Genomic DNA, 13,036 nt, shown 5'->3' on the forward strand with positions numbered 1-13,036 from the left:
CATGAGCACTCCCCGCCTGCGCGTCCGCGACCTGACCCTGGGCTACGGCTCCTTCGTGCTCATGCGTGACGTCAATTTCGATGTGGCCGCCGATGACATCTTCCTCATCATGGGCGGTTCCGGCTGCGGCAAGAGCTCGCTCCTGCGCACGCTCATGGGCCTCAAGCAACCCCAGAGCGGCCAGGTGCTCTACGGTGATACGGACATCTGGGCCTGTACCGAAAAAGAGCGCCGCCGCATCCTGCGGCGTACGGGCGTCCTCTTCCAGGGCGGCGCCCTGTGGAGCTCCATGACCCTGGCCGAGAACGTAGGCCTGCCGCTGCAGCAGTACACCGACCTCGATGACGACGAGATCCGCGAGCAGGCCTCGCTCAAGCTGGCCCTGGCCGGTCTGGCCGGTTTCGAGGACTACTATCCTTCGGAGATCAGCGGCGGCATGCGCAAGCGGGCCGGTCTGGCCCGGGCCCTGGCCCTCGATCCCGAGATCCTTTTTCTGGACGAACCTTCCGCCGGTCTGGACCCGGTGAGCGCCCGCATGCTGGACGACCTGATCCTGGAGCTGCGCGACGCCCTGGGCACGACCTTCGTCATCGTCTCCCACGAGCTGGCCAGCATCTTCGCCATCGCCAGCAACGGCATCTATCTCGACGTGCGGACCCGGCGCGTCACTGCCCGGGGCAACCCCTCCGAACTGGTGCGCGACCCGCACACCGAGCTGCAGGCCCTGCGCTTCCTGACGCGCGGCGAAGCGGGCGGCCCCCAACAACAGGACTGAACCCACAGGATACGGCATGGCAAAACAATCATTCAAAACCGCTGTAGGGGCTTTCGTCATCGGCGGACTGGCGCTGCTGGTGGCGGGCATCATCCTGCTGGGCGGCGGCCGCATGTTCAGTGACGACATCGAATACGTCCTGTACTTCGACGGCTCGGTGAGCGGCCTCAATATCGGGGCGCCCGTGGTCTTCCGCGGCGTGCCCATGGGCCAGGTGACGCGCATCAGCCTGGAGGCCAACCCGCGCGACGCCAGCGTCACCATCCCGGTCTACATCCGGCTGGACGAGAACAGCATCGTCCGGGCCGGAGTCACCGGCGAGCTCACGGACAATTTCCGGCAGGAGATCCTGCGCCGCCTGATCCAGCGCGGCCTGCGCGCCCGCCTGCAGCTCCAGAGCCTCATCACCGGCCAGTACCGCGTGGAGCTGGACTTTTTGCCCAATACGCCCGCCAATTTCCGCTCCCCCATGCCGGACAGGGAGATCCCCACCCTGCCCTCGCCCATCGATACCCTGCAGCGTACCGTGGCCAGTCTGCCTCTGGAAGAGATGGCGCATACCACGGCGGGCATCCTGGAAAAGCTCAACGCCGCCCTGTCCGGCGATGCGCTGGAACGCGGCATCAAGGCCTTTGCCACCTCCTTTGAAGAAGCGCAGGCCCTGCTGGCCGGCATGCAGGAATCCCAGAAGACCCTGGCCCAAGCCCTGGAAAAGCTGAATGCGGCGGCCACGTCGGCCCAGCACGATCTGCCCCAGGCCCTGCAAAGCACCCGGGACGCCATGAACAACGTCTCCTCCGTTTCCCTGGCCACCAAGGCCGTGGTGGAACGCAATGCCCCCCTCACCCAGGAGCTGCGCCGCCTGATCCAAGAAAGCGCGGCTGCCGTCCGCTCCCTGCGGGCGTTCATGGACGTGCTGGAACGCAATCCCGAAGCCCTGCTCCGCGGCAAACAAGGAAGTCGCCGATGAACCATCTCCTCCGCCATACGACCGTTTTCCTGGCCCTGCTGACGCTCCTGTTGACCGCCTGCGGCCGCAGCGCGCCCACCCACTTCTATCTTCTGGACAGCGGCCAGCCCCCCCTGACCGCCGACAGCCTGCCCGCTGCCAGTCTGAGCATCGCACCGGTGAGCGTGCCTGACTATCTGGACCGCAACGGTCTGGTGCGCCGCAGCGACGGCCAGACCCGCCTGGAGGTCTCGGAACTGGACATCTGGGCCGAGCCGCTGGGACAGGGCGCCCGGCGCGTGCTGGGCGAGGTGCTGGCCACCCGCCTGCTGCCCCGGGGCATCGACGTGATCGCTGCCGGAGACCGGCAGGGCGACATGGAACTGGCCGTGGCTTTGGAACGTCTGGACGGCGACACACCGGGCACGGCCCGGCTGCAGGCCCGTTGGCAGCTTTCCCGTGGCGGAGAGGCGCTGGATCGCGGCATCTACGCAGCCAGCGAGGATGCCGGCATGAGCAGCGCCAGTCTGGTGGCGGCCCAGAGCCGTCTGTTGCAGGGACTGGGCGAACATCTGGCCGACCGTCTGCTGCCCCGCCTCAAGGCCGGACGCTAGCGACAGCGCGTTTTCCCATCATCCGGCCGCCCGCAGGACCTAACGGCAAATGCGTACCGCCGGGCCGGTTGCACGAACAGGCCGGGAACCTGCGGGAAACGGCTCCCCAAACCCATCACAGGACAAAAAAAGGGAGGCTTGAGCCTCCCTTTCCTTTTTATCGCATTGTGTCCCGTTCCGGTGCCCGCCCCGCGCAGGCCGTGTCATCCCACTTCCCGCCGTTTTATCCTCCACATGAAGAACGCCGGTTTCGTGCAGTCAGAGCGGCTGCCGAGCATGTCTGCCTTCCGGTCCGGCACGGCCTTCCGGCAGCGTCATAGCCGGCATCCCCGAAGGGCCGTCCCGTACCTTAGAACGTGTATCCGATGGTGGCGGAATAGATATTGGCCACCGTGTTCCGGCTGTTCCCCGTGCTGACATTCCCCACGGACGAACGGATGCCGGAGGCATCGGTCTCCGAATAGTCCAGGCTGTGCACCCAAAGATGGGCATAAGCCAGATCGAGCGTCCAGTTGCCCCACTGGAAGCCCGCGCCCACACTGACGCCCGTGCGGCCGTGGCTGGGGACCATGAAGTCCGCGTGCGCCTCGTTGGTGACCGGCGTCTCGTACCAGATGCCCGCCACGCAGGGCCAGCCAGTCCAGGGGCTCATATTCCACGCTGGCGTTGAAGTTCCAGCCGTCACGCCACTTTTTATGATTGATGGACTGGAAATCGGAATCGAAATAAATGTTCATGGAATCGTAGGTGGACCAGCGGGTGAAGACGGTCCCCACCTCGAAGCTCAGATTCTCCAGCGGGCGGTAGGCCAGGCCCACGGCAAAGGAATCGGGCAGATGCACCGTGCTGTGCACATCGGTATCGATGGTGTGCGGCACCTGTCCTTGGTCGGCCAGCATATTGCTATGATGCCGGGAAAAATCCGCCGAACCGGCGATATTGAGCGTGACCGGACTTTTGTAGGAAAAGCCCAGCGACAGCTCGTCGGTCATGCGCAAGTGCGCCCCCACCTGGGCCCCCACGCCCCAGCCCGTACCGTTGAGCGTCATCTTGCTGTCTTCCCCTCTGCTGGGGATGTAGCCGATATACTGCATGCTGGGGATCTGCTGTCCCATGGCAAAGCTGGCATGCATGATCTCCACGCCCGCCGAAAGGGACAGGACATCGTTGACCTTCAGGGCCACGGTGGGCACGAGGGAAAAGGTCTGGAAATTGATGTTGGTCAGGTTGTACCGTCCCGTCCAGTTATCGGCAAATTCATTGCCGAGGCCGAAACGCGAGAACAGGCCCAGGCCCAGCCAGAAGCGGTCGTTCAGCTGATGGGTGATGTAGGCGTGCGGGGCAGCCCAGATATGGGGCTTGGTGGTCGTGGACGTGTGGCTGCCGTCGGCCAGATCCAGGTCGATGGTACCCATGGGCGCGATGGCGGCAAAACCGCCCATGACGTGCGTGCCCGGCAGCTGGGTGATGCCCGCCGCATTGTAGGCGATGGCCGAGGGATCGTCCGCGCGTCCCACCATGCCGCCTGCCAGCGAAAGACCTCGCGAGCTCCATTCCGTCAGGGCGAAACCTTCGGCCCCTGCCGTCGTCACCTGGCATGCCCACAGAAGGCAGACGGCAAGCGCGACATACAATTTTTTCATAGATATCCCCCACAAAAATAGTTCGGGGCGCAGCAAAAGATCCTTCCCCGCAACATGCAGTATCAATACAGATGTCTAGTGTTACGCTAGAGTGCAACGCTTTTGAAAGTCAAGCTGTTTTGCCGGGCTTCCCGGCGCTGCCGCAGAGAACGCCAACGCGGCATGGCCCGTACGTACTTATCCGGGGATACCGGACCACGATATCGCGAAGATGTCCCGGTTGAAGCCGCTGGCGGAGAACCGCCGCTATGTCGGATGAAGGTCTTTGATAAGGATGCCGGACCAGAGAAGAGGGCTCCCCGGGCCCTGATGAGAGTCCCCTGATCCGTATGCCTGTATACCAAAAAGGGCCCTCCCCATATGGGGAGGGCCCTTCCGGCTGTCTTGCGGATAACGGCGCTTAGCCCTGCTTGATCATGACCTTGGCCGGGCGCAGCAGACGCTCGCCCAGCTTGTAGCCGCTCTGCAGAACGCGGGCCACGGCCCCGGCTTCCACATCGGCCTCGGCATCAAAGCCCACAGCTTCGTGCAGTTCGGGCGTGAAGGCCTCACCGGCCGTGCCTACGGGGGTCAGACCGTGACGCGCCACGGCCTCCAGCAGCAGCTTGCGGGTCATGGCCACGCCCTGGAGCATGTCCTTGCAGGCCTCGTCCTTGCTGCCGTACTGCAGGGCCAGGTCGAGGTTGTCCAGCGTGGGCAGCAGGTCGCTCATGACCTTTTCCGCCGCATAGCGGATCTGTTCCGCGTGCTCGCGCTTCAGGCGCTTCTTGAAGTTATCCATCTCCGCGGCCGCGCGCAGGCGTGCGTCATCGGCATCGCGCTTTTCGGTGCAGTTGGGGCACACATGTTCGTGGCACAGGCTTTCCAGATTTTCCGGCAGGGTCTGCACGGCGTCCCCGGCATCCCCGGCCTCGGCACCGGCACAGGCCTCTTCCTGCGCTTCCGTGTTCTGCGTGTCCTTCATATGCATATCATCGTTCTCGTTGTGACGATCCATGGTTCCTCCCAGAAATGCACCGGCGTTGTGCCGGCTAGTATTGAGTAAATACGCACTGCCGTACTGTCAAGGGGCTGACACCCCGGCAACGGCCTCCTGCACGGAAGTCTCGACATTGGCGCACGCCTTCGCTATATTCGTCCGACGCGCAATTCCGCGCGTCCACGCGCCCTCCGGTGGCGTTCTTTTCTTGAGGTATATTCCATGATTTGCCGAATTTTGCACCTGCAGTCCGAGCAGGAATGGGTCAAGGCCTCGCAGTGGCTCGACGGCCGCTTCAACCCCGGCGACAGCGTTGAGGGCAGCGTGCGCGAGATCCTCGCCAATGTACGTGAAAAGGGCGATGAGGCCCTGATCGACTATACCCGCCGTTTCGACTGTCCCGAATTTGCCGCGCCCCTGCGCGTCAGCGAGCAGGACATCGCCTGGGCCGCCGCTTCCATCTCTCCCGAACATCGCGAGCAGATCAGCGAAGCCGCCCACAACATCCGCACCTTCCATAAAGAACAGCTGGAAAAATCCTGGTTCCAGACCCGGCCTGACGGCAGCATCCTGGGCCAGCGCGTGCTGCCCGTGGACCGGGTGGGCCTGTATGTGCCCGGCGGCCAGGGCGGCAACACCCCGCTGCTCTCCAGCATGCTCATGAACGCCATCCCCGCCCTGGTGGCCGGTGTGCCCCGCGTGGCCGTGTGCACCCCGCCCCGCAAAGACGGCACCATCAACCCGCACATCCTGGCGGCGGCCCACCTGCTGGACATCGACGAGATCTACCGCGTGGGCGGCGCCTGGTCCATCGGCGCCATGGCCTACGGCACCCAGAGCATCGACCCTGTGGACGTCATCGCCGGTCCCGGCAACATCTATGTGGCCACGGCCAAGCGTCTGGTGCAGGGCACGGTGGGCATCGACATGGTGGCCGGCCCCAGTGAAGTGCTGGTGGTGGCCGACAGCTCCGCCCGCCCGCACTGGCTGGCCGCGGACATGCTCTCCCAGGCCGAGCACGACATGCTGGCTTCCGCCATCCTGCTCACCGACGACATCACCCTGGCCGAACAGGTGCAACAGGAGCTGGAAAAGCAGTGCAGCCAGCTGCCCAAGGCCCAGATCGCGGGCAAGTCCCTCATGGACTGGGGCGCCATCGTTGTGGTGCCCAACATCATGACCGCCGTGGCCATCGCCAACCGCGTGGCTCCCGAGCATCTGGAACTGTGCGTGCGCGATCCCTGGGCCCTGCTGCCCCACATCCGCCATGCCGGGGCCATCTTCATGGGCCAGCACAGCCCCGAACCCGTGGGGGACTACTTCGCGGGCCCCAACCATGTGCTGCCCACCCTGCGGACCGCGCGCTTCTCTTCCGCGCTCTCCGTCCAGAACTTCTGCAAAAAAACCAGCATCGTGGCCACTTCGCCGGCCTTCCTGCTGGAAAATGCGCCTGCCATTGCTTCTCTGGCCCGTCTGGAAGGGCTGGAGGCCCACGCCCGTTCCGTGGAGATCCGCAGCAAGCGCTAGTGCCTTAAACAAACTGGATCAAGACTATGCACATCACCACCAAGACTGAAATCAGCGCTTACCCGCTGCTGTCCCGCGGCAAGGTCCGCGACATCTATGACATCGACGACAAGACCCTGCTCATCGTCACAACCGACCGCATGTCCGCCTTCGATGTCATCATGGACAAGCCCATCCCCTACAAGGGCGTGATCCTGAACCAAATCACCCTGTTCTGGATGGACAAGTTCAAGGACATCATCCCCAATCATCTGGTGGAAAGCGATGTGGACCGGTTCCCCGCCGCCCTTGCCCCCTGGAAGGACGAACTTGAAGGGCGTGCCGTACTGGTCCGCAAGGCAAAGCCCCTGCCTGTGGAATGTATCGTACGCGGCTACATCTCCGGCTCGGGCTGGAAAGACTATCAGAAGACCGGCACGCTCTGCGGCTATCAGCTGCCTGCCGGCATGCGGGAATCGGACAAGCTTGAAACGGCCCTCTTCACGCCTTCCACCAAGGCCGAGCTGGGCCAGCACGACCAGAACATCAGCCCGGAAGAGGCCTCCCGCCTGCTGGGCGAGGACGTGGCCCGCAAGGTCCGGGAGACCACCCTGGCCATCTATGAAGCCGGACGTGCCTATGCCGCCAGCCGCGGCATCATCGTGGCCGACACCAAGTTCGAATTCGGTTTCGTGGACGGGGAACTGCGCCTCATCGACGAAGTGCTGACCCCCGACTCTTCCCGCTTCTGGCCCGCGGACCAGTACGAACCAGGCCGCAGCCAGCCCAGCTTCGACAAACAGTACCTGCGCGACTGGCTCACCTCCCAGCCCTGGGACATGCAGCCGCCTGCGCCTGCCCTGCCTGCCGAGGTCGTGGACGCCACGGCCCGGCGCTACCGTGAGGCCTACCACATCCTGACGGGCAAAGAATTCACCATCTAACCTGTGGTCACCGTCGCCAAGGCGACTTTTCTGGAGGATATTACATGCTGCTTCAAGGAAAAAAAGCCCTGATCCTGGGCCTGGCCAACAACAAGAGCATCGCTTACGGCATCGCCAATGCCTTCAAGGAACAGGGCGCCCGCCTTGCCTTCAACTATGTGGGCGACGCCATCAAAAAGCGTGTTGAGCCCCTGAGCGAAGAACTGGGAGGCGAGTTCACCTTCCAGTGTGACGTGACCGACGACGCCCAGATCCAGGCCGCCGCCGACCTGGTCAAGGAAAAGTGGGGCGAGGTGGACATCCTGGTCCACTCCGTGGCCTTTGCCAACCGTGAGGACCTGAGCGGCCGCTTCCTGGATACGTCGCGCGCCGGTTTCCATCTGGCCCTGGACATCTCCGCCTACTCCCTCACCGGCGTCTGCCGCGCTTTCGAGCCCCTGCTGCATGACGGTTCTTCGGTGCTGACCATGACCTACCACGGTTCCACCAAGGTCATCCCCGGCTACAACATCATGGGCGTGGCCAAGGCCGCTCTGGAAGCTTCCGTGCGCTACCTGTCCTACGACCTGGGCGAAAAGGGCGTGCGCGTCAATGCCCTGAGCGCCGGCCCCATCAAGACCCTGGCCGCTTCCGCCGTCTCCGGTCTGAAGAACATCTTTACCCGCGTGGAAGAGCACGCTCCCCTGCGCCGCAACGTGACCACCGCCGATGTGGGCGGTGCCGCCGTGTTCCTGGCCTCCGAGCTCTCCCACGGCGTGACCGGCGAAGTCATCTACGTGGACAGCGGCTTCAGCCAGCTGGGCATCTAAAACGACCATCAGGCGGCTGCCGCGGCAGCCAAGCCTTTTCTTGATGCTGACGGCCCGGCAACGGCGGGGCGGGACCATCCCGCTCCCCTGCCGGGCCTTCCGGTAGCAACGGACGAACTCCGGGACACCCCGGACAGTCTTTCAGGAGATCGTATGGATACCATCTTCATGCTCAATCTGGCCGGCATCGTGGCCTTCGGTGTGGCCGTGCTGGGCTTTTTTTACATGATGGGCAAAAAAAAGCGTGAAGAAGACAGGGACCGCAAGGACTAGGCCATGTGGCAAGCCCTGCTCGTCCTGCTGGTCATCGTCCTTGCCGTGGCCCTGTCCAGGGGCAGGGCCGGGACGCCTTTTCGTCATCACGCCCCGTGAGTGGGCAGCTGTGACCATCTCCGGCGGAAGATGGAGACGAAAAACAGCGATAATAACAAGCTGAAATAACAGCTAATTTTTTAGAGAAAAAATTTTTTTGCGAAAATTGCGATTTTTTGCTTGCCAAAGCCGAAGGTTCTGCCTATAAAGAGCAGGTCTTCACGACACGGAGAGGTGTCCGAGTTGGTCGAAGGAGCACGATTGGAAATCGTGTGTACGTTAAAAGCGTACCAAGAGTTCGAATCTCTTCCTCTCCGCCACCGAAAAAATAGCCCGCTGAGCAATCAGCGGGTTTTTTCGTTTATGGTGTTGCCGGAGCAGGTGTCCCGGACCGCCCTTTTTCCGCGCCTTCCCGTGTGCAGCATCCGCCCGGGCCGCCCTTTCACCTTCGCCCTTCGCTCTTCCCCTCCCCATCCGTTTGCAATCCCCGACGATATTTGTCACATTTTCTTCTTTCATACAGGGGGACGACCCGGCATATCCGTGCGACCGCTGGCCGCCGCCAGTGCCGCCCGCATCTCCAGCAATAGAGGGAACCGTCATGTGCGCCACCAGACATTCGGCCAATGCCGTCACCACTTCCGGCCCGGACAAGCAAGCGTCCTGGCTGTTCGACCTGCAGGACCATCAGCTGATCCAGCTGGTCAACAGTTTCGTGGCCGCCCGCAACATGTCCATGAGCCTGGCCCAGCCTGAAGAAGGCCTGCATCCGCGCGGCATCATCAAGCTGACCACGGACCCCGGCATGCGCATCGCCCGCGCCGTCATCATCCTGCTGGAGAGCCTGGAGGCCCGCGGCCCGCAGGAGCGCCTGCAGGCCCTGCGCCGTCTGCATGACGAGGTCCTCTACTCCGCCCTTTCCAGCCTGCAGAAGAATACGGCCCGCGTCCTGATCCAGATCATGAAAGACCTGGTCCGCGCCGCGCCGCACGTCCATATCCAGCTGCCGCTGGCCCACGATTTCTACCAGGCGGTGCGCGGCACGCCCCACGTCATCCGCTCGCTGCTGCGCCGCTATCATCTGCTGGAGATGCCCGAAGCCTGGAACCAGCAGGCCTTCGACCACCACGTCCATGATGCCAACACCAAGGGCCGCAAGAGCCCCACGCATCTGGTCATGGATGCCTGGCTCAAGGGCCTGCGCTTCATCACGGTGGTCTACTACAATACCGTGGACCCCGAAGCCGCCAGCGAACTGCTGCGCGCGGCCCGCATCATGGGCATCACCGTGCGCATCGGCATCGAGTTCCGGGCCACCTTCCATGACAAGCTCATCGAATTCACCTGGTCGCCGCTCAACGTCCACAGCAGCCGGGCCTTCATCAAATTGCTCCAGCGCCCGGACATCGCGGCCATCCTCAAGGAATACGCCACGGTGAACCAGTGGATGCGCCAGCATGTCCTGCGCCTGCTCCAGGCCTGGAACCAGAAGCACGCGGCCACCCTGGCCCGCAAGCTGGAAGTCCCGCCCCCGCCCCCGCTGGATGCGGACGCCTTTCTGGCTTTCGTGGGCCAGCGCCAGCCTTCGTCCCTGCATCTGGCCGAATACATCCTCCAGCAATGGCAGCCTGCCCTGGAACAGGCTCTGGAAGAGCTCCGCAACGATCCCCGGCGGAACGGCACGGATGAGGAAGCCGCCCGCCTGCGCGCCCGTCTGGAAGCCATGGAAGGCCTCATGCCCGACAGCCTGCGCCAGGAATGGCTGGGGCCGCAGGCCAACCCGGATATCCTGTTCCCCGTGACTCCCCACAAGGATCTGCCCCCTGTGCTGCTGCGCGATCCCGAAGTCCTTTTGCAGTCCCTGGTGCCCCTGCACCCCTGCCAGATGATCCTGGGCCTGGAAGGGCTGAACGTACAGGACACGCTGGAACTGCTCTGGCGCGGCAAGGGGCTCATCACCCATCTGGAACTGTTCAACCTGCGCACCTGGTCCAAGGGCCAGCTGCCGCATATCGAGGCCATCAACGAGCTGCAGCGGGCCATCAACGAGGGCAGCCCCCTGCGCCTCAAGCAGGTTGTCCGCCGGATCGTGCAGGACGAACCCGCGGATTCGCCCCGCCGGGACCTGCTGCTGGAAGTGCAGGACAACCTGACCCAGCTGCGGAGTTTTTACGAGCTCTCGTGGCTCGGCTCGCGCATCGGCACGGACTCCACCAGCCGTTCGCACATGACGCACGGCATGGGCCTTGTCTTCACCGAGACCCTGCCCCCGCAGGCCCGGGCCGCCCTGCGCCATGAAAAGAGCGGCCAGCGTCTGACCCTGCCCGTGCATACCGACATCTACGGCTTCACCCATTATCACGAGCCCGCGACCCTGCCGCGCTGGCTCCAGGCCCTGCGCCGCCTGCCCCTGCTGCACCATCTGGGCTGTCGCGTGGTCCGTGGCTGGGAGCTGGAAAAAAAGACCACCACCATCAGCCCCGACGGCGGCAACCTGGTGACCCTTGGCGGCGTGGACTCCCGCGGCATCAACGCGGAACAGCACGATCCCGTGAGCATGATGCGCGATGCCGCCACCCCCTGGAACGTCCACTACTTCAACAGCAATCTGGTGAACGTGCTCAAGGTGCTGCTGGGCTTCATCCCCGCGCAGTGGGCCTTCTGGTACGTGGACAGCTGGTGGATCCTGACCTGGATCGGCGCCCTGCTCTGGTTCGCCATCACGGCCGTGCGCAATGTCCTGCAATCCATGGTGGGCGGCGGGGCCTTCTGCCGCTCCATGCTCCTGCCCTGGAACCGCTATGTGAGCTGGAGCCGCATGGCGGACTCCCTGCTCTACACGGGCATATCCGTCCCCCTGCTGGAGGTGGTCGTCCGCATGTGGCTGCTGGAGGACTGGCTCGGCATCACGGTCCAGAACAACGAGCTGGCGGTCTATACGGTCATCGCCATGATCAACAGCGTCTACATATCAGGGCACAACATCTTCCGCGGCCTGCCCAAGGAAGCTGTCGTGGGCAACCTGTTCCGCAGCGCCATCTCCATCCCCCTGTCCATCGTGCTGGGCAAGGGCCTGCTGGTCTGCTTCGTCTGGCTGGGCATCGCCGACCCGGTGGGCGCCCTGCAGAACTGCGCCGCCATCGTCTCCAAGTGCTCCTCGGACATCGTGGCCGCCGTCATCGAAGGTTTTGCGGACCGCAACATGTATCTGCGCATGCGCACTCTGGAGTACGACAGCAAGTTCAGCCAGATATTCAACAATCTCGTGAAACTGGCCCTGCTCTTCCCCCAGGCCACCATCCGGCGCCTGATGCAGGAGCAGCCCCGCGAGTTCTGGCAGCAGCTTTTGGAAAAGGACCCCAACGCCGCCCGGCAGGCCATCGTCCATCTGCTCGACCTGATGTACATGTGGTACTATCTGCCCCGTTCGCACGACATCTTCTGGCGTCGTCTGGGCAGCATGCCCACGGAAGAAGTGGAAGGCATCCTGGCCCTGCATTCCCTGCTGCGCCTGCAACGCGAGATCTCCAGCCAGGTCCTCGACGGGCTGCTGGGCGACAACTTCGCCAACGCGCTGGCCTTCTACCTGCGTCAGCACGACAGCTACCGCAAGGAGATCCGGTCCGAAGCCGCCCGCAGGAACCTGTTCACGGAGAAGGCCGCGTAACGCGTGCCGCCCTTGCGGGAAGCATCCCCTGTTCTCTCTTCCGGCGGTGTCCGTGAGTCCCCGGGGACTGGCGGACACCGCCGCGGCCCATCCGTCACGGACGGCGGAAAAGAGACATTGTTTCCTCTGCCGGCACACACAGGGGCACAGGTGCTCCTGTTTCCCCCTTGAAAATCTTTTCCCTTGGACGGCCGGACATCCTTCGAGCCGTCATGCCGTCCCGCGACGGCCCGTTATCAATCTCAAGGTCCGCTCCGGCGGGCCCCGTCCAGGAGCTCCCATGCATATCAGACAAGCCCGCCCCGAAGACCTGCCCGCCATCGCCGCTCTGGAGGCGCGCGTTTTTCCCCCTGCCGAAGCCGCATCGCCGGAAAGCTTTGCCGCCCGTTTTGCCGTCTTTCCCCACTGTTTTTTCGTGGCCGAGGATGACGGTGCCATCGTGGGCCATATCAACGGCTGCATGACCGATTTCGATACCTGCCGGGACGAGCTCTACCACGATGCCGGACTGCACCGTGAGGAGGCCCCGCATCAGGCCGTCTTCGGGCTGGTGGTGGATCCGCAGCGGCAGCATCAGGGCATCGGCGCGGCCCTTGTCCGCCATTTTCTGGAAGTGGCCCGGCAGCGGGGCAAGGAAGATGTGGTCCTCACCTGCAAGGAACGGCTGATCCCCTTCTACAGCTCGCTGGGCTTCCGGCTGCTGGGGCGCTCCGACAGCCGGCACGGCCAGGCCTGCTGGTATGACATGCGCTGCCCGCTGTAACGCCCCAGAGGTCCCTCCCCCGCCATATTCCCCGGCAAGGAAAACGTTGCGTGCGGAACGAATCTTGCTTACTGT

The 13,036-nt window shown here is 63.7% G+C and carries 10 protein-coding genes and 1 tRNA gene; 9 read left to right on the forward strand and 2 right to left on the reverse strand.

Annotation, left to right across the window (positions count from 1 at the left end):
• The first annotated feature begins 1 nt into the window (after position 1).
• From Q4I12_RS12680 to Q4I12_RS12690, 3 genes are read left to right on the forward strand one after another with little or no spacing between them, the layout of a single operon-like run.
• Complete coding sequence (locus tag Q4I12_RS12680) at positions 2–775, forward strand: ABC transporter ATP-binding protein (protein WP_168934845.1); 774 nt, start codon at positions 2–4, stop codon at positions 773–775.
• A 16-nt stretch (positions 776–791) separates the two neighbouring features.
• On the forward strand, positions 792–1,745 hold the full coding sequence (locus Q4I12_RS12685) for an MlaD family protein (RefSeq protein ID WP_168934844.1): 954 nt from the start codon (positions 792–794) through the stop codon (positions 1,743–1,745).
• The gene (locus Q4I12_RS12690; protein WP_297230829.1) at positions 1,742–2,338 is read left to right on the forward strand and encodes a PqiC family protein; all 597 of its coding nucleotides are present in this window, start codon (positions 1,742–1,744) and stop codon (positions 2,336–2,338) included. The genes Q4I12_RS12685 and Q4I12_RS12690 overlap by 4 nt, the downstream gene beginning before the upstream one ends.
• 314 nt (positions 2,339–2,652) lie before the next feature.
• Here Q4I12_RS12690 and Q4I12_RS12700 read toward each other — a convergent pair whose 3' ends face one another.
• Positions 2,653–3,981: an OmpP1/FadL family transporter gene (locus Q4I12_RS12700; RefSeq protein WP_437438859.1), complete on the reverse strand. Its 1,329-nt coding sequence runs from the start codon at positions 3,979–3,981 to the stop codon at positions 2,653–2,655.
• 400 nt (positions 3,982–4,381) lie between these two features.
• The gene (locus Q4I12_RS12705; RefSeq protein WP_302262117.1) at positions 4,382–4,951 is read right to left on the reverse strand and encodes a nucleotide exchange factor GrpE; all 570 of its coding nucleotides are present in this window, start codon (positions 4,949–4,951) and stop codon (positions 4,382–4,384) included.
• A gap of 231 nt (positions 4,952–5,182) precedes the next feature.
• Between Q4I12_RS12705 and hisD the strand changes: the two genes are divergently transcribed.
• The 6 genes from hisD to Q4I12_RS12735 all read left to right on the forward strand — a co-directional run bounded on the left by hisD (position 5,183) and on the right by Q4I12_RS12735 (position 12,961).
• On the forward strand, positions 5,183–6,487 hold the full coding sequence (gene hisD / locus Q4I12_RS12710; protein WP_168934841.1) for a histidinol dehydrogenase: 1,305 nt from the start codon (positions 5,183–5,185) through the stop codon (positions 6,485–6,487).
• Between the two features lie 26 nt (positions 6,488–6,513).
• Entirely contained in the window at positions 6,514–7,410 is an 897-nt protein-coding gene (locus Q4I12_RS12715) for a phosphoribosylaminoimidazolesuccinocarboxamide synthase (RefSeq protein ID WP_302261819.1), read from the forward strand.
• A gap of 44 nt (positions 7,411–7,454) precedes the next feature.
• On the forward strand, positions 7,455–8,219 hold the full coding sequence (locus Q4I12_RS12720) for an enoyl-ACP reductase FabI (RefSeq protein ID WP_006004296.1): 765 nt from the start codon (positions 7,455–7,457) through the stop codon (positions 8,217–8,219).
• A 540-nt stretch (positions 8,220–8,759) separates the two neighbouring features.
• Positions 8,760–8,851: transfer RNA gene (locus Q4I12_RS12725), tRNA-Ser, on the forward strand.
• A gap of 281 nt (positions 8,852–9,132) precedes the next feature.
• Positions 9,133–12,198 (forward strand): hypothetical protein, encoded by a 3,066-nt coding sequence (locus Q4I12_RS12730; protein ID WP_302261821.1) that lies wholly within the window; start codon positions 9,133–9,135, stop codon positions 12,196–12,198.
• Positions 12,199–12,478: 280 nt separating this feature from the next.
• The gene (locus Q4I12_RS12735; protein ID WP_302261822.1) at positions 12,479–12,961 is read left to right on the forward strand and encodes a GNAT family N-acetyltransferase; all 483 of its coding nucleotides are present in this window, start codon (positions 12,479–12,481) and stop codon (positions 12,959–12,961) included.
• Positions 12,962–13,036: the final 75 nt, after the last annotated feature.

The sequence above is a fragment of the Desulfovibrio piger genome (assembly GCF_951793255.1).
Lineage (GTDB): Bacteria > Desulfobacterota > Desulfovibrionia > Desulfovibrionales > Desulfovibrionaceae > Desulfovibrio.